The sequence below is a fragment of the Streptohalobacillus salinus genome (assembly GCF_003201605.1).
Classification (GTDB): domain Bacteria; phylum Bacillota; class Bacilli; order Bacillales; family Amphibacillaceae; genus Streptohalobacillus; species Streptohalobacillus salinus.
Genome location: NZ_QJJR01000018.1, coordinates 1 through 21,454, shown reverse-complemented (window position 1 = coordinate 21,454; position 21,454 = coordinate 1). Strand labels below are relative to the sequence as shown.

The following is a 21,454-nucleotide window of genomic DNA, read 5'->3' as shown; positions in this document are numbered from 1 at the left end:
AAAAGGAGAGAATATGCATGGGTAAATATTTTGGAACAGATGGGGTCAGAGGTGTCGCTAATAAAGGCTTAACACCGGAGCTTGCCTTTAAATTAGGTCGCTTTGGCGGATATGTTTTAACACAAGCAGAGGAAACGAAGCATCCGAAAGTTTTAATCGGTAAAGATACACGTGTTTCAGGTGACATGCTTGAAAATGCATTAGTCGCAGGGCTGTTATCCATTGGTGCAGAAGTAATGCGTTTAGGTGTACTTTCAACGCCAGGCGTGGCTTATTTAACACGTGTGATGAGTGCAGATGCAGGCGTCATGATCTCAGCTTCGCATAACCCTGTTGAAGATAATGGAATTAAGTTTTTTGGGTCAGATGGATTCAAGCTTACAGATCAACAAGAGGCACAAATTGAAGCATTAATCGATAGTGATGAAGATACATGCCCCCGCCCTGTCGGAAAAGAGTTAGGGCAGATCAATGATTATTTTGAAGGGGCACAAAAATACTTACAGTACCTAAAACAAACGGTTGATCATGAATTCGATGGGATTCACGTCGCGCTTGATTGTGCGCATGGGTCGACTTCATCGCTTGCGACACATTTGTTTGCAGATCTAGAAGCTGACGTTTCCACCATCGGTGCTTCTCCTGACGGTTTAAACATTAATGACGGTTTCGGTTCAACTCATCCAGAAAAGCTCCAAGCTTTTGTTTTAGAAAAAGAAGCCGATTTAGGCCTTGCTTTTGATGGAGATGGTGACCGTTTAATCGCGGTTGATGAGAATGGTCAACTTGTAGACGGTGACCAAATCATGTATATCTGTGCCAAACAAATGAACAAAGAGGGACGTTTAAATAACTCGACGGTTGTCTCAACTGTGATGAGTAATTTAGGTTTCTATAAAGCTGTCGAAGAAAACGGCATGAAGAGCGATAAAACAAGCGTGGGTGATCGCTACGTAATGGAAGAAATGCGTCGTGGCGATTATAATCTAGGTGGTGAGCAATCAGGACATATTATTTTCCTTGATTACATTACAACAGGTGACGGTATGCTATCCGCGCTACAATTGATTAACGTGATGAAAGAAACAGGTAAGAAATTGTCTGAGCTTGCAGGAGAAATGACAAAATATCCGCAAGTACTGAAAAATGTAAAAGTAATTGATAAAAATCAAGCATTAATGGATAAACGTATTCAAGAAGTGATTGATCGTGTTGAAAAACAACTTGAAGGTGAAGGACGTGTCTTGGTTCGTCCGTCAGGGACAGAGGAATTAGTACGTGTGATGGTTGAAGCGCCAACGATTGAACGCTGTCACGAAGCGGCGGATCCAGTTGTTGAAGTGATTGAAGAGTTATTAGGTCTTAAATAAAGATCAAGCATCATTAAAAGAACCGTAAAGCCATGAGCTTTTCGGTTCTTTTAATGGATTTGTTTAATGAAAAGCGGTAACTTTTCAATAAGAATGTTTACCGGTATGGCACCCGCGCCAGCAAACAGCAGCTATGTAAGAAGTTAAGATTTTTAAGAAATCTATTGCTAAATTGTGGGTATTCAGCTAAAATAATAGCTGTCATGATTAAAATGATGATTCAAAAAGAGAAAGGTGGGAAGTGAACAAGTTATTATGATAGCGCCTGAACTATTCAGTAACGAATAGTTGACGAGGAGGAGGAGTATCGAGTATTCGGCGGATGCCTCCCGGTTGTTTACCTCCAACCGACACAGTTATAAATAAAACAAAGAGGCGACTCTTTGGCCAGCATTTATAGCTAGAGCAAAAAAATGAAAAAGAGAAAGGGGCAAACGACGCCCCTCAATTTATGATGGTTGTTTGTTTGCCTCTTTACTTATTAGGAGGAAACGAATAAAATGTGTGGAATTGTTGGTTATATTGGAACGGATAAAACAAGAGATGTCTTATTAAATGGACTAGAAAAATTAGAATACCGTGGTTATGATTCCGCAGGGATTGCAATGTTAAATGACGAAGGTGTTCACTTATTCAAAGTGAAAGGTCGCATCCAAGCGTTACGTGATAAAGTGGATAACGATGTGCAATCAACGATGGGAATTGGTCATACACGCTGGGCAACTCATGGTGAACCGAGTGTGGAGAATGCTCACCCGCATCAAAGTACGTCTGGTCGTTTTACGTTGGTTCATAACGGTGTCATTGAAAATTACTATGAGTTACGTGATGCGTACTTAAAAGATATCACGTTAACAAGTGAAACGGATACAGAAATTGTTGTCCAACTGATTGAATTAGTAAACAATGAAGAGCAAGATGTTATGAAAACCTTTAGAAGAGTCATGGGAATGCTTAAAGGATCGTATGCGATTGCTTTAATCGATAAAGAAAACCCAGACATGATTTATGTATCTAAAAACCGAAGCCCATTACTTGTTGGTCTAGGTGAAGACTTTAACCTTGTTGCGAGTGATGCGATTGCAACACTAAAGGAAACAAACACCTATTTAGAAATTGAAGATGGTGAAGTTGTTTTAGTGAAGCCAGCCGGTGTAACCATTGAGAAATTGGATGGTACAGTTGTAACGCGGGAACCTTATATTGTCGAAACAGATGCTGCAGATACAGAAAAAGGTACCTATGATTACTTTATGTTAAAAGAAATTGATGAGCAACCATTTGTTATTCGTAAAATCATTCAACACTACCAAGATGAAGAAAATAACATTAAGGTTGAACAAGCCATTCGGACCGAAATGGCAGAAGCTGATCGGATTTATATCGTTGCTGCAGGAACGAGCTATAATGCAGGGCTTGTTGGTAAACAGGTCCTCGAGAATGTAGCGGGTATTCCAGTAGAAGTTCATATTGCGAGTGAATTCTCTTACAACATGCCATTACTATCTGAGAAACCATTGTTTATTTTTATTTCACAAAGTGGTGAAACAGCGGATAGCCGTTCGGTACTTGTGAAAACACAAGCGATGGGTTACCCATCGATTACCGTGACAAACGTTCCAGGTTCAACCCTTTCTCGAGAAGCGGATTACACATTACCGCTATATGCTGGACCAGAAATCGCTGTTGCATCAACAAAAGCTTATACAGCACAAATTGCTGTTTTAACGATTCTAGCGGTAGACACAGCGGTCGCAAAAGGATTGCCACTTGAGTTTGATCCATTACAAGAATTAGCGATTGTCGCAAATGCGATGGAAACGTTGACGGATCAAAAAGAAACGTTTGAACAAATGTCACTTGATTTGTTTAAAGATACACGCAATGCGTTCTATATTGGTCGCGGTGTTGATTATTATGTTGTGCAAGAAGCTTCGCTTAAATTAAAGGAGATTTCTTATATTCAAGCCGAAGGTTTTGCTGGTGGGGAACTTAAGCACGGAACAATTGCTTTAATCGAAGATGGTACACCTGTAATTGCGATTGCAACACAGGAGAATGTGAACTATTCCATTCGTGGCAATGTTCAAGAAGTTGCAGCACGTGGTGCGAATACGTGTATCGTAAGTATGGAAGGATTGGATCAACCGGGAGACACAGTCGTGTTGCCACATGTTCATTCCTTACTTACCCCGCTTGTAAGTGTTGTACCGATGCAGTTACTTGCTTACTATGCAGCTGTACAGCGTGACTGTGATGTTGATAAGCCAAGAAACTTAGCTAAATCAGTAACTGTAGAATAGACAAAGTGTTCGTTAGTAAAACCTGTAGTTTTGTAATAAAGATTGATCATTTATAATAAAGTTTGATTAAAATAACCTCTTACAGATATGATATCTGTAAGAGGTTATTTTATATTAGAAGATAAAATAATGACGTAAAGAAAGTGAATTAATCGTCTAAAATAAATTTTGCTTTCAGGGTGTTAACCGTGGATTCTGTCCATGCATTGAATCAGTACTTTGAGCTTTTTGAAAATACACGCACTAAACAAATATTTAAAAATAAAATGCTATTAAAAGTCAATGCCAACGATGGTTTAATGCTTTATCTAGTAATATCAAGGCTTATCTGTCATTATTAAGAGAGGAAAGTCTGGAGATAAGTAATAGCTAAATAAACGTATGCTTAGTGATGTATCATTAGGCTTATTATCGACTAAGGTGATTCATTTTTAAGGGGGTAAAAATTTAGTGTCAAAGATGATTTTAATTATCTCCGGAATAGGGTTTATCCTGAGCGTTTTATCGATGTATTTTCTGCCGCTTTTTTTGAGTGAGATGTATAGTGGCATCATAGCTTTAATTGGGTTGGTTCTGATTCTGTTATCACTGCATTTAATGAAAAAAGAACGCAGGTGACCATGCGCTCTTTATTAGGCTTTTAATAGAAGTCTGTCTAAAAACGCGAACGAATTTTCCGACATGGTGAAGCTTATGTCACCAACCCAAAAGAACAGTTGAAAATTTATCGAGTTTAGCACGGTGTGGGCAAATTCATAAAAGCTTTCAGAGTTAAAAGTGGTACCATTCCCAAAAATAGTGAAGCATAGACTAAACACCGAGTAGAGGCAAATGTTTTCTGGTGTGGTAGGTGAGCGCCAAGGTAATGCAACGTTTTAATTCTTGAATAGGTATGTCATCATCTTCAAGAAATACAATTGCACGATTTCCTTCATATCTAAACGCATCTTCAAAGACCTCTTTAAAGGTTTCGATAAGTCTGGTGTTACAGTTAAAATACATGGCATATGAAGCAGGTTGTGCTTCTTTCCAACCTAGTCTAATCGTGCTTCCTTTGCTTGTGAGATAACTAGGTTCGCCCCACTTCAATGTTTCTTCTACATGATCAACGGCATCAATCTCCGAGGCCGTATCTAAGATTAACTGACGAAGTATGGATAGTTTCTGCTGAATGTGCTCTGGGTATTGTTCAAATATTGCCCGTACGTTAGGGTTTTCTATATTATTCATATTACTCCATCCTTTTAAAAGCGCATATTTTCATATAATGAATAATGGTTCTCACACCAGTGGCGTGACAATGTTTAGTAAGAACTATCCTTGGTGTATTGAATGGCTAAAAATATTCCGGCTGCTATGAAAGCTGAAGCATATTTCAACAAGAAAAAGATTTGCCACATGTATTCTTTAGGAAATATGAGGTCAGAAATGACTACGACTAATAATATAATATAAGCACTTCGTAAATGGATCTGATTTGTTCTTTCATCAGGTGTTCCTATTTTTTTGTAATAAACGCCCATTAGAATCAATCCAACAATAAGTAAGATAAAACCAACACCAAGAAGGGTGTTCCAGTTTCCTGATGATGCTTCTGCCCATTTTTTTATTGGGGAGAAGATTGTGTTCGAAAGTTGATCAGGTGTCATCATTTGAATCATTTCCTTTCTCATAAGTAAAAATATCTGTAACATCAACTTTAAAAAAGTCAGCAATCCGAAAGGCTAGTAGAAGTGTTGGGACATAATTTCCCTTCTCCATGACAAAAATCGTTTGTTTGGAAACACCGACATTTTCAGCCAATTCTTTTTGAGTCATTCGGGCCAAAACTCGATATTCGTAAACCTTGTTCGCTATCGAATCGCCAAATTTATTTTTCATGATCCTCACCTCTTTATTTATAATATAAACTATTGTTTACTAAAAGTAAAGTAAACTTATATAAATGTAACGTATTATTTACTCATTAATGGTTAATTTTCGTAACAGCAAGATCATAAATATGACGAAAGGACTTCAGGTGTATCTATTGATGCGCATGCAGGTAACCCTCTAAAGAGTGATAGAATTTCGTTTTTCATTGATTAATATTCATCTGTTTTTATCTAAATATAGGAGCCCCCCTTCAAATAGCTCGTAAGAGCGTTAAGTGAGGGGGAGTTCAAACTTTGGATTAGTTCATTATTTTAATTTAAATAGAAATAATAATTCAATGAAGTTAGGAGAATGATTTATGGTATACGCTTTTAGCAAGATGACACAATCGCAAGCTGAAAATATTGCTGCAAATTGGCATTATCAAGGTCAATATGCTTTTTATGATTTTTCAGCTGATGAGGAAGATTTGGCTGAACTTCTAAATCCTGAAGCACGTGGTGAGAACTACTACATGGTTATGCAAGAGGATGAAGAGATAGGATTCTTCTACGTCGACAAAATAGGTGACACTGTAGACATTGGTTTAGGGATGAAGCCTGAACTAACGGGGAAAGGGTTAGGTTTGGATTTTTTAAAATCCGGACTAAATTATGTTAGATTAACCCATCACCCTAAAGAGATAACGCTATCAGTTGCTACGTTTAATGATCGAGCGATACATGTATATGAAAAAGCAGGATTTAAACCCGTTAAAACATATAGCCAAGCAACAAATGGAAGTCATTTTACGTTTTTGAAAATGACTTATTCAGATGCAACAGAAGACGCCCCAAGCTTTTAGGGATTTGAAAAATATAGGTCTTTGATCCAGCTATTGATGACTAAGTGCATAATGAGTCTCTCTCTAGGAGCATAGTGGATAAATAAATCATTGGAATCTTTCGGTCATAAGGCTGCACGACAAACAAGAGCAGAAATGTATATTTGATGCATTTTTTGCGCATCATAGTTGGTAATTGTTGATGTAATTCTCCATGCGGGCGCATCTGTTTTGGTATTGATTTGAGTGGTTTTGTTACTGACCACCGGTATGAGCTCTCTTGTTTTTAAATCGATATGCAAAAAAAGTTAATAGGATCCCTACAGCTCCAGCTGACAAAATGAATAACTGCTGTTGTATCGTTAGACGTGCTGAGAAGTTATGAAGGATAGGATTAAACCATTCAAATACTATTGAGAATAGCCATATTTCCGCAATGTTTCTTGCTAAAGGCATAAGCATGTTTACACCTGCAAACCCGCCGCCAATAATATAGGTGCCAATCGTAACGAGAATAATTATAGGTTGTAATATACGGTACTGTCTAAAAGACGCAGCCAATAGAAGACCGATACCAGCAAAGCCAACAAGTAACGGAATAATCGCTATATAGACAAGCAAGGTATTTATAAAGTAGAAATCAAAATGCAAGAAGATGATTGATAAAAGTAACGGGATGAAAGAAAGTACGATGCTCATCCATATGGATGTCAAAATAATACCGAATCCGGCCATTATTGATCCGGATGGTGTCATGATAATTTCTTTTATGGTGCGGTTCTCATACTCGAATGCGTATAAATTCGCTGCAATCATCATTGATCCTAAAAAAGTGTTAAGAGGACACTACTTCCACCGTAATATGCCGAACGCCAAACATCTTCTGGATGTGCTGTGAATTGTTCTGCTGTAATCTTTAATTCTCCGCGGTGTACTAAATAATTGTTTAATGTATGCTCTACTCTAAATCGGACATTTTTCATTGCATCACTGTTAATATTATAAGTATTGATATCAATCGTGTGGCTATCGTCAAAATCCTCAGGTATTTTAATATAGAGATGTAGCCGTCCTTTTGCTACCATTTCTTTAGCTTGATCTTCTTGAATCGGCAGAATGTCAAAATACGGTGTGATATTAGATTCACTTTGTTCAAATGCATCCACCAGTTCTTGTTAGGTACCTGTTTTTTAGTGTTGATTCTGGATGCTTGCTTAAGGTACGTGTCACGTTTATAACAAGACGAAGCCGGGAAAACTTTAATAGGGTTGAAATATCAACCCTATTAAGTGGTTGATTTGATCTGTTTAAATAAGGTGATTGTATATCGAGGGGAATGTTTAACTTGGTGAGATGGACTAAAGAGTAAACACTAGAAAACCAGGTAACATATTAATCATATCATAAAATTGAGGAGGGGTATGATGCGCTTTAAAAAGAACTGGGTCATTGCACTACTTGCAGCTTTGGTACTTGTACTAGCGGGGTGCATGAATACGGAAGATAACGGAACTGAAGATCCGGAAACAGATCCTAACAATGAGGATACAGAAGATATGAATGGTGATTCGGAAACTGATGAAGGGTCAGATAACGAACCGAATGAAGATCAATCATACACTTGGGAAACCTATGAAAACGAAAGATTCTATTTCACCATTGATTATCCGGAAAGTTGGACCTTTGAAACCGCTCAAAATAATGATGGAATAACCTTTCTACCGGAGAATCAAGAACAAGATATACGCGTGTATGGTGCGCAGTACCTTGAAGAAACATCAACACCTTATGCGAATGCAGATCATGCTGATTTAAGTCAGGAAGAAGTTACCTTAACTTCAGGTGTTGAGGCTACAATTATTGAAGGGGAAGCAGATGGTGTCTATCATTACGAAATGGTTGTGGTAGAGAATGGTTTAGAATACCATTTTGTTTCTAAAACAACACCCGAATATTACCAAGAAAATCAAGAGGTTATTCAAGCAATGGTAGAGTCATTTGCTATCCTTGAAGATGCGTTAGAAGAGGATAGTGTTACGCTCACAGAAGAAAAAGCATTCGAAATCGAAGACCAATTCTTTGATATGCTGTATACACCTGAGACGGTTGGGAGAACAAATGAAATTGAAAACTATCAAAATAAAGAAGCGTTAATTGACGCTGTTTCTGAGATTGCAAATCGCTCACTCGCAGCTGAACATGTTGAAGGTTATTACAGAGAAGAAGAAGGGGCGCTATATGTTGTGCCGACAGAAGGTCCAGCACAATTATTAGCAGATTCCCCTGTTGAGATCAATGAAATTGACAGACACACTTATGAGGTTATTCAAGAAGAAGAAAATGCACTGAGAGGTGCTTACACGTTAACTGTTGAATTCTCATGGGTTGATGGTCAGTGGAAAATAACAGATAGAACAATAGTACTTGATAATTAAAAACAGTGAACGTGAAGAAAAAAGCATCTAAAAATTCAGAATTATAGACAAATAAACCAAACTATGAGTTAATCGGCTTAAAGTGGATTATTTGCTTTGTGCTGCCCCTCAGAGGGGAGCTCTATTACGCTGTTAGTGTTAGTGCGCTAACAGCTCTTATTTTATCTAAATATAGCCGAGCCCCCCACTTCAAACAGCTCATAAGAGCGCGAAGTGGGGGGCAGTTTAAAGTATTATACAGATATAAACACGAGAAAGGACGTCGTGAGTTGCTTAAATCAAAAGAATAAATCTCGCGACCCTCGCTTTTCTTCTAGGGTATATCAACACGAAAAAATGGGCATGTTTGTTTTGACATACCAATCAAATGTTTTTCTTAAAAATAAAGCAAGTGGGTGTCTCTCTCTAATTATTTAAATTGAAAAAATCGAGACCTAAGATAATTAGCGTTAGAAAAGGATGAGTGATCGTGATATCTAGCGCGCTTCCTAATGAAAAATAAACCTACCACGTTAAATATGTCGCATGAAGTGTGGAAACAGCAATACTTCGATGGCACATCTTCCTGCACTTTTAATATACCTTAAGGCTGTGTTCTAAAATGTGATATAAAGCTTAGTTGGCGGATAAAACAGGGACTAAGAATAGACATCTAATCATTGCCTGACTACGTTAAGCGCGGCGCAGAGACTAGAAGATGTAACGCTAGCAACGCACATGTTTACGGTGGCGTTTAATTTTCTTTATTGCCCATGCGTAGTGACTACAGGTGGCGGAAACACAATAACTACCAACACTTGTCGTACCACTCCAATCATAGTAGCCTTTTTCAAACAAAGTCTCGGCGGGCAAGCTGTCAATGAAGTGAAGGACGTCATGATGGCTGTTTATTAACATGGCTTCAGCATCGTCATAAGGCGTGATTTGATGCTTGTTCCAAAACATCATGTTCATTTCAGTGTAGGTTTTCCAATTATACGGTGCGGGTAGAAATGGCTGCGGTTGGTTATTAAAGTTTGCGGTTGCCCAGTTTAAAAGCAATTGGTGCCATTCATAGAGATGTATGAAAACATCACGGAGGTTTTTGTCACGGTCCCAGTGCGCAGCTTTATCACTAGTCGGTTTGTCAAAGCTAAATGCTGCTGATTTTTCTGCAGCGCTTAGATCGTTAACGAGTTCCATCAGTTGATTGAATTGTTGCATTGCTTGTTCAATTAGTGCTGCTTTTGTTTGTGGTCGTCCCATTTGATCACGTCCTTTATATTTTTTTAGTTTAAAAAGAATAAGTTCTTCGTCCCCACCGCGGATGCTAAAAGCCTTTTAAAACTTGCAGTGGCGATTAAAGCGCGTAACTAAGTAGTGGACTGGATGTGTGATTTAGCCATTAAAGACGATTGTTGCAAGTAGCGCTGCAAATAACGACACGATAAAAGTCGCTGATTCTGCAATCCAGTTGCTTTGTCGAGCGCTAAATCGAATGTTATGGATGTTGCTAATGACGTCGAGACAATTATAGCTGAAAATCAACATAATCACAGGCAGAAATATCAAACCGAAAAAATGAAAAGACTTAGTTAAACACCGAATATCATCGATGCCCCCTTTATTTGAGAATGAATAGTAAATAATGATAAAAATTAGGTTATGAATAGTTTAACACAATAAGTGAATGATTGAACGATCAGGCGTGATTTTTTTAGTTCAGGTACTTAACAATTGTTGTTGTGATGAAAAATAATAGAGAAAGTTAACATCGACATAAGAGTTAGCGCTGTGGTGTAGGTGTTGTTAGCAGGGATTGAGGACAGTATTTAATAAGGAATAAAGTAAATATTAATGTACAAGGCAGGCTGTGTTGTTGACAACCATTAAAAAATCATGTATATTTATCTTGAATTCAAGATAAATTAACGACAGAATCATCACGAAACAAGGAACTCACATGGAAGTGATGGCTGAAATAGTCCAGATGTTAGGTTTGATAACGGAAAGGATCGTTAAAAAAGTAAGGTTAAAAAATTTTAAGCATTTATCTCGAATTCGAGATAAATGCAATCATATGAAAAACAAAGGAGACAATAATCATGGCCGATGTATTACAATTAATTAAAGAGCGCAGATCAGCAAGTAACTTTATACCGAATCAACCCATTTCAAAGAGTGAACTCGACGAGATATTCGAATATGTTAAATTAGCACCTTCCGCATTTAATTTGCAACATACGCGGTACCACGCCGTACTTGATGAAGATAAAAAGACCGCGTTGTTAGAAGCTGCATATGGCCAATATAAGGTTAAAAGTTCTTCAGCGGTAATTATTGTGACTGGCGATAGGAAAGCCTTTCAACAAGCTGGCGATATTTACAAGGGATTACATTTGCTTGGGATGGTGAACAAACAAGAGTATGATTTGATGGTCAACGATACGTTAACTTTCTATCAATCCCGTGGCGAAGCTTTTCAACGAGATGAAGCAATTCGCAACGGTGCTTTATCGGCAATGTTATTTATGTTGGTGGCTAAAGAAAAAGGTTGGGATACGTGTCCGATGATTGGCTTTGACCCCGCTCAAGTCAAGGAAATTATCGGCAGTGATGATCAGTCAGAAGTAACGATGATGATCACCGTAGGGAAAGAGAAAGTTGAGAGCCGGAAGCCACGTGGCTATCGCAAACCGGTCAATGAATTTGTTCGTTATCTTTAATGGCAAGGTAGAAGAAAGAGGTGCGATATATGCCGGTTAAAACACAAGGTATTCATCATATTTCCGCTATCGTAGGAGATGTACAAGAAAATGTCGATTTTTATGTAGGTGTGTTAGGATTGCGTCTGATTAAGAAAACCGTAAACTTTGATGATCCTGGTACGTACCACCTTTATTTTGGGAACGGGTCAGGACAACCGGGTACGTTGATTACCTTCTTTCCTTGGCAGGGTGCTTACAAAGGTCGAGTCGGTGATGGTCAAGTCGGTGTCATTAGTTTTGCGGTCCCTAGAGGTGCCCTTCGATTTTGGGAAGAGCGACTGCAATCATTTCAGATTCCTTATCAATTGACCATACGTTTTCATGAGCCAGTGCTAGTCTTTCGTGATAGCTACGGTGTAAAGCTTGAACTCGTAGAAAGGATAGAGGGTGAAAAAAACACATGGTCTTTTGGAGGAATAAGACCAGCTGTTGCAATAACCGGCTTTGCGGGTGCAACCTTATACTCAAAAGCCCCAGAGAAAACGAGTCGGACCTTGACAGAAGTTTTCGGTTTAGAAGAGCTGGCTAGAGAAAACGACTGTGTTCGTTTCCAACCAGGTGGTGCGGGCAAACAAACGATTGATGTACAACTGAAACGAATCGGACACGGACGAGCAGGAGCTGGTATGGTTCATCATATCGCTTTTCGGGCGATTGATGATGAGGAACATGCACAATATAGACGTTTGATTGCTGAACTCGGTTATGCAGTCACACCGGTTCGGGATCGCTATTACTTTAAAGCTATTTATTTTAAAGATGCGGGTGATATCCTCTTTGAAGTTGCGACAGATGGACCCGGATTTACTCGTGATGAGACGCATGAAGACTTAGGTGAAACGATAAAACTACCACCACAGTACGCAAATGAAAAAGAAAAGTACATCCGTAGCCTTAAGCCTATCATCGCTAGAACATTACCCCAAAAGCAGTAAATAAGAACAGTAAATAGCCAGAAGGTTTCCATTCATCATTGAGCAAAATAGTTACTTCAGAAGTCAGTCAATAAAATTGCTGGCGTCTGGAGTTTTTTAACCTCCATAATGATTTCTGTTGACTGGATGTTAAGTCAATGATGGTTTGGATTACCCGAATGACCTTTTCTTAAGTAAGGTAGAATGGCTCATTTACTGTGGCAATTTGTTTGCCAACGCTCCTTGTATTATCTTATGCTATCAGTCATTTGCAGCCAATGATGACAGACTGTATACCACTTCATACCTTCTGGATAATCAAAAATATAAAAGCATAGTTTATGTATCAAAACTATTAGAGCTATTATACATATTTGCAACACTTTAAATAAGGTCAGTCATCCACAGATTGCTGCAGATTAGTGTTGTTAAAAGCCTTTACATATATATAAGCACGAGGCAACGCAAATATCAATAAAGCGGGGCATTAACGTTAAAACCATGCCTAACTCGCTATCTTTTCTGCTCATGAATTATGCTCACGCATTCTCGTTGCAAAGGTATCGTTTAACTCTAAATTAGATGTGTTCATCTCTTCCACTTTAGGTAGCTTTCGTAAAACTGGAACAGATGAAATGTATAGGGCTAAAAATATAAAACCTGTTCCTAAAACCGGAAATACAACGATACTGCTTTCTAAAGAAGCACTCCATCCCCCGAATAAGGATCCAATCGGCATGGCTGAGGTGCCAATACTTGCGCTAACCGAAATCGTCCGTGCCATTAATCGTTGAGGAACAATCGATTGGATCGCTGTACCGAATAATACATTCGTTGCCCCAACAGGGACCCATGCAAGACCAAATAACAAAACACTTAGTGGTGCCCAAGGTACTAGAGCAGAAACAACCCAACTTATTCCACCAACAAAAAACGTAATGATAGACAATCGACCTAATGGATATTTAGATAAATAACTTGCACAAAAAGCACCTATCAAACTTCCGGCTGATAAACTGGCAAGAAACAACCCATAATACTCCGATCCGCCCCACCAGTCAGCATAGGCTGGTAAAACAGCCAAGGTTGCACCAATTGCAAAATTTGCAACGATAGATCCAACAAATAATTTTGCGAGAACGGAATTGATCACAAATGTAAAACCTTCTTTCATTTCTTTTCCATATTTTTTCAGATTATCTGAGGTGGAAGTACGTCCCTCTAAAATAGATGCATTCTCTTTTTCTGGAATGCGTAAGGTTGAAAATAACAAAGCAGCTATCACAAAAGTCACTGAATCTATTAGAAAAAGAGCCGTTGCGCCAATAAGTGCGACTGCCCCCCCTGCAATGGCATTAAAGGTCAAGTCAATTCCCTGATATGCAAAGGCGAATGCCGAGTTTCCTTTTACTAGATGTTTTTTCTCTAGGATCGCAGGCAGTGCCGCAGTTTGAGCTGGATACACAAATTGATTTAGCATGGCAACAATAGGCATAATAATCAATACAAGTGTTACTGTTAAAAAATCAAAATATGATGCAATTGGTATAATAAGCACAAAGATTGCCTGTAATATTTGGGTAATCAGTAGCGTTGATTTTAATGACCAGCGATCCACTAAAGGTCCGGCTGAAAATTGCAGCATATTGGGAAACATGACGAGAAAACCAGCAATCCCCGTGTAGAATGTTGATCCTCCTAATTCATAGACAAGCCACATGGTTGCGACGGTATACAAACTATCCCCTGCGTTGGTAATCATTCTACCGGCAAATAATGTACTGAAGTTCCGATTTTTTAAAAGTTCTTTCATTATTTATTCCTCCTTTTAAAACTGACTGTTCAGTTTTCTTTAAACTAAAAAAATATTATCTTCTCAAGCAAACGTCATTTCCATTTTTATACGGGTCAAGTAAAGATGATTTCTTTATTCCTATTTCTACGCGTAGATGATGCGTAAATACGTTTCTTCCATTTCTAATAGGTTCATCAAATTAGCCACGCCTTAGTTTTATTTAAATATAGAATGTGAACCTTCTATATAAACCGACTAACCAGTTTTTATTTTAGAGAACCCACTCTAACAGGGAGTAAGTCCTCGCATCAAGCTTTTAAATAATCGAACATCATTTCTTCAACTAAGTCCCATATGGGTTTATGATGGTTTGCCAATTCCTTTGAGGCTGTTCGTACAAGTAATCCATCCTGAATGGACCAGAACATTTTTGAAAAAACCGTTGCATTAATTTCTTTTTTGAACTCTCCATTTGAAATCCCTTCATTTAAAATTTCTTCTAAAAATGTGGAGATCCTTCCCAAGCGTTCAATCATTACCTGCTCTGAATCGCCCTTTCTTAAAAGGTACATATTTGTTTCAATTTGAAGAATGATAAACTTTTGCTCTTCTTCTGTAAATTCAAGATTTTTTTGAAATTTAATAATATAGCGGAGTTTCTCTTCGGCTGTATTAAACTTTCTTACACTTGAAAAATAATTTTCTAAAGATTCGTCAAACTTTTCTTCAATCAATTCGAAGTAGATATCTTCTTTACTTTTAAAATAAATATAAATGGTTCCTTTTGACGTTTTAGAGTGCTCAACAATATCGTCCACTGTTGTTTCTCTAAATCCTTTTTCAGCAAAACAAGCTTCAGCGCTTTTTAAAATGTGTTTTTTTCTTTGCTGCTTATATTCCTCTGAGACTTTAGGCATGCGGTTACGTCCTCTCTTTTATAAATAAAAAAACTGTGTGGTCACTTTTAACCCTAAATGATTAAAAACCACATGTCAATAAAGAAACTGACTGTTTAGTTTTTTATTAATTGTTTCGATTTGTATATTCAAGAAATGATGGTGATGTTCAGATTTAAACTTCATTTCCACAGGTCTATACTCACTATACGCTCTCATTTCCTATTCAACGAACGGTCAAGCTTTAGTACACAAACAACCAACCGACCTCTTAATACCGAATCCTAATGATTCTTTCTGCAATCCTCAATTTGCTACTAAGCACAGAAATAGAGTAATGGCACCTGTTGAAAAGCCTTGTGAGACGGGATCTTTTCATCGTTAATTTAATCTTGTCAACAGCATGTCTGACAAATATACATTTAGAATAGCTTGTAAACACCCGTGTAAACGCTTTATTATAAAGGTGTACTTAAAATAATTATTTTTAAATTTGAAAGGAGAAATTATTATGTCACAAAAAGGTGTTCGCGCCAAAATTCAGCAGTTCGGTAGTTATTTAAGTGGAATGGTTATGCCAAACATTGCTGCTTTCATCGCTTGGGGTCTTATTACAGCGTTGTTTATTCCAGATGGTTGGTTACCAAACGAGAAATTAGCAGAACTCGTTGGTCCGATGATTACGTATTTACTACCACTCTTAATTGGTTTCACAGGTGGTAAATTGGTTTATGATATCCGTGGTGGAGTCGCAGGTGCGATTGCTACAATGGGTGTAATTGTCGGTGCAGGAGGCACGCCAATGTTCCTTGGAGCCATGATCATGGGTCCACTTGCAGCATTCTTACTGAAATCATTTGATAAGCCATTCTTACCTAAGATCAGATCTGGTTTTGAAATGTTATACAACAACTTCTCAGCAGGTATTATTAGTGCCGTGCTTGCAGGGTTTGGTGTCCTTACAATGGGACCAACGGTTAGTGCATTAAATGATGCGTTAGGTTCAGCGGTAGAAGCAATTGTTGATGCCGGTTTATTACCACTTGCGAGTGTTTTGGTTGAGCCAGCAAAAATCTTATTCTTAAATAACGTAATTAACCACGGGGTGTTCACACCACTTGGAACGCAAGAAGCTGTCGAAGCAGGAAAGTCAATTCTTTTCTTAATTGAAACAAACCCAGGACCAGGGTTAGGTATTTTACTTGCCTTTGCGGTATTTGGTCGTGGCGCATCGAAATCTTCATCTTACGGTGCAATGTTAATTCACTTTATTGGTGGTATTCACGAAATTTACTTCCCATATGTCTTAATGAAACCTTCGTTAATCCTTGCAGCAATTGCCGGTGGCGCGAGTGGTGTCCTTACGTTCACGTTATTTGATGTTGGTTTAACATCATCACCATCACCAGGTAGTATTATTGCCTTACTAACAATGACGCCACGAGGAAATTATCTTGGTGTGATTGCAGGGGTTGTGATTGCGACCGCCGTATCATTCTTAGTGGCATCACTTATTCTTAAAGCAAGTAAGACAGATGATTCAGGCGATATGTCTGACGCAGCTGGAAAAATGGAAGCAATGAAAGGCAAGAAAAGTAGTGTTGCTGGTTCATTCCAAGCAGCTTCATCATCAGATAAAAGCTATGCTGACGTTGAAAAAATCGTTTTTGCTTGTGATGCAGGTATGGGATCAAGCGCGATGGGTGCTTCATTATTACGTGATAAGTTCAAGAAAAACAACATCGATATTGATGTAACGAACAAAGCGATTAATGACATTCCAGAAGATGCTGATTTGATCATTACTCACAAAGATTTAACGGACCGGGCGAAAAACAAACGGCCAGATGCTATTCATGTTTCAGTTGAAAACTTTTTAAATAGTCCTAAATATCAAGAATTAATTGATAAATTCTCAAAATAAATCATGTGTGTGATTAAAAACCTTGCCTTTTTCCTAGGCAAGGTTTTTATTTGGACAAGAAAAGGTATAGATAAGCATGCTGTGGTAGACGCTTGCTGAAAGGGATGATCTACGTGCAAACCAGTGGAGCCTTAGTATTCAAATAACGTCATGAACGAGTGTTAGTAAAACATCAATTTAATTCGAGTGATCTTATAACTTATTAAATATTGTCATGAACAGTTTGGACAAAATCATGACTACATTTTGTTGTGATTAGCCGATGACTGGCTTATCATTAAGGTATAAGTTAACTTATGCGGTTGGTGAAGCTAAGTACCTATCTTGTTCAAAAGGAGGTCGCAGGTGTATATATCAGGGAGAGAACGCAAAATCATTGAAGAATTATTAGCTCATCCATCAGGTATAACGATAGAAAAGATGGCGCAGATATTGGATGTGAGTAGTCGGACGATTCATCGAGATCTAAAAATGGTTGAAGATATCTTAAGTGAGTATGCATTAGTTTTGATAAAGAAATCAGGGATGGGGATTCAAATTGATGGAGACGCTTATCAGAAAAAACAATTAGACTTAGCGTTAACACAAGTTGAATTCACTGACTATACACCAGAAGAGCGCCAAGCGGTTATTTTAACAACGTTACTTGAAGCTAAGGAATCTACGAAATTAGTCGCGCTAGCAAATGAACTAAATGTAACCGTTGCCACCGTTAGTAATGATTTAGATAAAATTGAGACGCTTTTACAGGACTATCATTTAGAGTTAGTAAGAAAACGAGGTTACGGGGTTCAAGTAACAGGTAAGGAATCTGACAAACGTGCAACGCTGAGTTATTTGATTTTTAAATACGTTGATGAACTTGATTTCCTGGCCCATATAAAGCGGAAGATTGAGAAGAATGCAACGACTGTTGATACGGTTTCAGAACGTCTTTTAGGTCTCGTCGATCAATCAAAACTGGTAACCATTGAAAAGAGCATCAACTATGTGAAAGATGAATTACCTTATGAATTTGCGGATAGTTCATATATTGGATTGGTTGTCCATTTAGCATTAGCGATAGAACGTCTGCAAAAGGGTGAACAAATCTATTTTGATAACAATTACTTAGATGAACTTAGGGGTACGAAAGAATATCAAGTGGCAGAAAAAATTATTGAGGGGTTACGGACAGCGTTTGACTTGGCGATTCCTGAAGATGAAATTGGCTACATCACGATGCACTTACTTGGTGCGAAATTGCGGTCAGACAAGGGGATCATTATTGAGGAATCGGCAGTAAATATTATGTATTTATCGAAATTACTGATTCGCGAGGTTGAACAAAATATTGATGGATCGTTTGCCCATTTCGATAACTTGTTTAAAGATTTGGTCACGCATTTAAAACCAACGCTTTACCGTATTCAGAAAGGAATGCGTATCAGCAATCCCTTAATGGCAGAGATAAAAAGAGATTATCAAGCATTATTTCAAGTGATAAAGGATGCATGTAATAAGGTATTTGAAGTCACCTTCCCAGATGAAGAGATTGCTTATCTAGTGCTTCATTTTGCGGCAAGTGCGATGCACGGGTACCATGGTCAAAAACTCAGTGCATTAGTGATCTGTTCCAGTGGCTTAGGAACATCAAAGATGGTGTCTTCACGTGTGAAACAGGAACTGACAGAAATTGAGCATGTTGACCATGCCTCGTTGTTTGAAATTGATCAACTAGATTTAACACAATATGATCTTATCTTATCAACGATCCCGTTAAAAGATTACATCTCAGATTACACATTGGTTTCAACCATTCTCACTGAGAAAGAAATCGATCAGTTGAAACGAACGATTAAGAAAAAGCAATTGAAACAAGGCGTTTTGCAACAAGCGACAGCGTCGTTTGCGATTGGGGAACAAGACTTTTCTCTCACGCGAATCGAAAAGATGCAGCGTTATGCAAATGTCATTCTTGACCTGATGTCCGTCTTTACTTTAGAGGAGATCGCTAGTGAAGAGTCAAAAGATGTAGCATTGACAAAGATTTGCACAGCCTTAGCAGACAAGCAAGCTATTCCGGATGCTGATGCGCTTCATGGAGCGTTAGTAAAGCGAGAAGCTCTGGGCGGTTTAGGTATTCCAGATACACGACTTGCCCTTTATCACACACGAATAAGTGGCATTCAAAAGCCTATCTTTCAAGTCTGTCAGCTAAGTGTACCGGTATCGATCTTGTCGATGAGCAATGAATCTATGTCAGCAGATCGATTTATTTTGATGATCTCACCTATTGAAATTAGTGATGCCACCTTAGATGTTTTGAGCTTTCTCAGCACACTAATCATTCGTGATCAAGAAACGACACAGCTCTTTGAAGGGGCAACTGAAACACGCCTTAAAACACTATTATCAAAAGAATTGAATTTATTTATTAACGAAAAAATATGAATGGAGTGATTGACATGGCAAAAGAAATTTTAGCGCCTGACAACATTGTATTAGGAAAAAGTTTCTCAGGAAAAGAGGAAGCAATTCGTTTCACTGGCCAAGTATTATTAGACCAAGGGTATATTGATGAAGCATATATCGATAAGATGGTCGAACGCGACCAAATATCAACCACATATATTGGTAATAATGTAGCGATTCCACACGGAACTGAAGACGCAAAGGCTTCCGTTGAGCATACGGGTTTATCAATCGTTATTACGAAAGATGGTGTGTCATTTGACGGCAGTGAAGTAAATATACTGATCGGGATAGCTGGTAAAGGGAATGAGCATCTAGAAGTGCTTTCGAAAATTGCAATTGTCTGTTCAGATGAGGATAACATTCAAAAAATTATTCATGCAGAATCGAAAGAAGAGATTATTGCACTATTTAGTGAGGTGGTATAAGTGAAAGCTGTTCATTTTGGTGCTGGGAATATTGGACGGGGCTTTATCGGTATGATTCTATCACGTGCGGGCTACGAGGTAACCTTTATCGATGTCGATGCCGCGTTAATTGATGAACTTAATGAGAAACAAGCCTACACAGTTATATTGGCCGATGAGAGTGAACAAGAAGAAACGGTTAGTAATGTAAAAGGTATTAATAGTATGACAGATAAAGCCGAAGCTGTTGCGGCAGTTCGGGATGCTGATATCATTACAACAGCAGTTGGGGCTTCTATCTTACCTATCATTTCTGGTGTCTTGGCAGAAGGGCTATCAGCACGTGTGGAAGCGGGCACTGTACCTGTTAATGTCATTGCTTGTGAAAATATGATTGGTGGATCGCAAGCCTTAAAGGACCATGTCCTTGCTAAGGTTGATGCATCGCTGGCCAAGAAAATTTCAGCACAGGTTGGTTTTCCGAATGCTGCGGTTGACCGAATTGTGCCAAACCAGACCCAGGCGGAGCGTTTAACGGTTTCTGTTGAACCGTACTTTGAGTGGGTTGTTGATCAATCGATGATGGTTGGTGACGTACCAGAAATTAAAGGAATCACTTATGTGCCTTCACTGGATCCATTTATTGAACGTAAACTATTCACCGTTAACACTGGGCATGCAGTGGCTGCATATTTAGGTTATCACTTTGGTTATGACACCATTAAAGAAGCGATGGACCAAGAAGCGGTTGTCACACTTGTGCGCGGGGCGTTAAAAGAAACTGGAAAAGTGATCACAGCGCAGTATGATTTTGAAGAAGCTGAGCACAATCAATACATCGAAAAAATCCTTAATCGTTTCATGAATCCGTATATTTCAGATGAGGTAACACGTGTTGCGCGCGGGCCATTACGTAAACTTGGTAAAAATGATCGGTTAGTACGACCGGCGACGCTTTACTACCAACTTGTGAACGAGGAACCAACGTACTTAGCAAAAGCGATTGCAGCAGCCTTATTATATGATTATACGAAAGATCCAGAAGCAGAAGAGCTGCAAGATAAAATTAATCAACATGGTTATGAACAGGCATTGCAAGATGTATCAGGTTTAACAAGTGAGTCGCCACTCGTTGAAGCAGTACTTAAGCAATTGAAAACATTGCAAGGTTAAAAAGGGTTTTAGCGAAATTAGTTAAACGTAGAAAAAACTAAGAAATGTACAGATTGGTTTAAATAACGGGTGCACCATCAGGTGCACCCGTTATTTGTAAGGAATTAATTTTTAAGAACAGCCTCAAACTGCTTAACTACATTCTCAACAGTAAAGCCGTATTCAGCCATGATTTGGTTCCCCTCACCTGATGCGCCAAAGCGATCAATCGCAAGAATAGCTCCTTCGTCACCCGCATAACGGTCCCAGCCAAGTGAAGCACCCATTTCAATGGCAAGACGTTTCTTCACGTCTTTCGGTAAAACTGAATCTTTGTAGGCTTGATCTTGTTGCTCGAA

Annotated in this window: 19 protein-coding genes; 10 read left to right on the top strand and 9 right to left on the bottom strand. The window is 38.5% G+C overall.

The window, feature by feature from the left end; genetic code table 11:
• Window positions 1–17: 17 nt before the first annotated feature.
• On the top strand, window positions 18–1,370 hold the full coding sequence (gene glmM / locus DES38_RS11170) for a phosphoglucosamine mutase (RefSeq protein WP_110252193.1): 1,353 nt from the start codon (window positions 18–20) through the stop codon (window positions 1,368–1,370).
• Between the two features lie 500 nt (window positions 1,371–1,870).
• Window positions 1,871–3,673: a glutamine--fructose-6-phosphate transaminase (isomerizing) gene (gene glmS, locus DES38_RS11165; protein ID WP_110252192.1), complete on the top strand. Its 1,803-nt coding sequence runs from the start codon at window positions 1,871–1,873 to the stop codon at window positions 3,671–3,673.
• An 810-nt stretch (window positions 3,674–4,483) separates the two neighbouring features.
• Here the strand turns inward: glmS and DES38_RS11160 are convergent.
• From DES38_RS11160 to DES38_RS11150, 3 genes are all read right to left on the bottom strand, one after another.
• Window positions 4,484–4,903: a DUF1801 domain-containing protein gene (locus DES38_RS11160; protein WP_110252191.1), complete on the bottom strand. Its 420-nt coding sequence runs from the start codon at window positions 4,901–4,903 to the stop codon at window positions 4,484–4,486.
• 74 nt (window positions 4,904–4,977) lie between these two features.
• Window positions 4,978–5,322 (bottom strand): DUF2178 domain-containing protein, encoded by a 345-nt coding sequence (locus DES38_RS11155; protein WP_110252198.1) that lies wholly within the window; start codon window positions 5,320–5,322, stop codon window positions 4,978–4,980.
• On the bottom strand, window positions 5,312–5,554 hold the full coding sequence (locus tag DES38_RS11150; RefSeq protein WP_110252190.1) for a helix-turn-helix transcriptional regulator: 243 nt from the start codon (window positions 5,552–5,554) through the stop codon (window positions 5,312–5,314). Before DES38_RS11150 ends, DES38_RS11155 begins: the two co-directional genes overlap by 11 nt.
• Before the next feature lie 352 nt (window positions 5,555–5,906).
• Between DES38_RS11150 and DES38_RS11145 the strand changes: the two genes are divergently transcribed.
• Window positions 5,907–6,392 carry a GNAT family N-acetyltransferase gene (locus tag DES38_RS11145; protein WP_110252189.1) on the top strand — a complete coding sequence of 162 codons (486 nt, stop codon included), beginning with the start codon at window positions 5,907–5,909 and terminating at the stop codon, window positions 6,390–6,392.
• Between the two features lie 234 nt (window positions 6,393–6,626).
• Here the strand turns inward: DES38_RS11145 and DES38_RS11140 are convergent, their stop codons facing one another.
• Window positions 6,627–7,127, bottom strand: coding sequence for a hypothetical protein (locus DES38_RS11140; RefSeq protein WP_146206383.1), 501 nt, complete (start codon window positions 7,125–7,127; stop codon window positions 6,627–6,629).
• 68 nt (window positions 7,128–7,195) lie between these two features.
• Entirely contained in the window at window positions 7,196–7,537 is a 342-nt protein-coding gene (locus DES38_RS11135) for a hypothetical protein (RefSeq protein ID WP_110252187.1), read from the bottom strand.
• 255 nt (window positions 7,538–7,792) lie between these two features.
• On the opposite strand from DES38_RS11135, the gene DES38_RS11130 reads away from it, so the two are divergent.
• Entirely contained in the window at window positions 7,793–8,806 is a 1,014-nt protein-coding gene (locus DES38_RS11130; RefSeq protein WP_146206382.1) for a hypothetical protein, read from the top strand.
• Window positions 8,807–9,511: 705 nt separating this feature from the next.
• Here DES38_RS11130 and DES38_RS11125 read toward each other — a convergent pair.
• On the bottom strand, window positions 9,512–10,051 hold the full coding sequence (locus tag DES38_RS11125; protein ID WP_110252185.1) for a ClbS/DfsB family four-helix bundle protein: 540 nt from the start codon (window positions 10,049–10,051) through the stop codon (window positions 9,512–9,514).
• An 839-nt stretch (window positions 10,052–10,890) separates the two neighbouring features.
• Between DES38_RS11125 and DES38_RS11120 the strand changes: the two genes are divergently transcribed.
• Together DES38_RS11120 and DES38_RS11115 are read left to right on the top strand one after the other, a co-directional pair.
• The gene (locus DES38_RS11120; RefSeq protein ID WP_110252184.1) at window positions 10,891–11,511 is read left to right on the top strand and encodes a nitroreductase family protein; all 621 of its coding nucleotides are present in this window, start codon (window positions 10,891–10,893) and stop codon (window positions 11,509–11,511) included.
• 29 nt (window positions 11,512–11,540) lie between these two features.
• A complete protein-coding gene (locus DES38_RS11115; protein ID WP_110252183.1) occupies window positions 11,541–12,488 on the top strand; it encodes a VOC family protein in 948 nt (315 codons plus the stop codon).
• 505 nt (window positions 12,489–12,993) lie between these two features.
• Here the strand turns inward: DES38_RS11115 and DES38_RS11110 are convergent.
• Both DES38_RS11110 and DES38_RS11105 read right to left on the bottom strand, forming a co-directional pair.
• Complete coding sequence (locus DES38_RS11110) at window positions 12,994–14,280, bottom strand: MFS transporter (protein ID WP_110252182.1); 1,287 nt, start codon at window positions 14,278–14,280, stop codon at window positions 12,994–12,996.
• Window positions 14,281–14,570: 290 nt separating this feature from the next.
• Window positions 14,571–15,179, bottom strand: coding sequence for a TetR/AcrR family transcriptional regulator (locus DES38_RS11105; protein WP_110252181.1), 609 nt, complete (start codon window positions 15,177–15,179; stop codon window positions 14,571–14,573).
• A 490-nt stretch (window positions 15,180–15,669) separates the two neighbouring features.
• Here DES38_RS11105 and DES38_RS11100 point away from each other — a divergent pair, with 490 nt between their 5' ends.
• From DES38_RS11100 to DES38_RS11085, 4 genes are all read left to right on the top strand, one after another.
• A complete protein-coding gene (locus DES38_RS11100) occupies window positions 15,670–17,082 on the top strand; it encodes a PTS mannitol transporter subunit IIBC (RefSeq protein ID WP_110252180.1) in 1,413 nt (470 codons plus the stop codon).
• A gap of 345 nt (window positions 17,083–17,427) precedes the next feature.
• The gene (locus DES38_RS11095; RefSeq protein WP_146206381.1) at window positions 17,428–19,515 is read left to right on the top strand and encodes a BglG family transcription antiterminator; all 2,088 of its coding nucleotides are present in this window, start codon (window positions 17,428–17,430) and stop codon (window positions 19,513–19,515) included.
• A 14-nt stretch (window positions 19,516–19,529) separates the two neighbouring features.
• Window positions 19,530–19,964: a PTS mannitol transporter subunit IIA gene (locus DES38_RS11090; RefSeq protein ID WP_110252178.1), complete on the top strand. Its 435-nt coding sequence runs from the start codon at window positions 19,530–19,532 to the stop codon at window positions 19,962–19,964.
• Window positions 19,965–21,116 (top strand): mannitol-1-phosphate 5-dehydrogenase, encoded by a 1,152-nt coding sequence (locus tag DES38_RS11085; RefSeq protein WP_110252177.1) that lies wholly within the window; start codon window positions 19,965–19,967, stop codon window positions 21,114–21,116.
• A gap of 104 nt (window positions 21,117–21,220) precedes the next feature.
• On the opposite strand, the gene DES38_RS11080 is transcribed toward DES38_RS11085, so the two are convergent.
• Window positions 21,221–21,454, bottom strand: a 234-nt coding sequence (locus DES38_RS11080) for a transketolase-like TK C-terminal-containing protein (RefSeq protein ID WP_425450543.1), incomplete at its 5' end; no start/stop codon positions are given.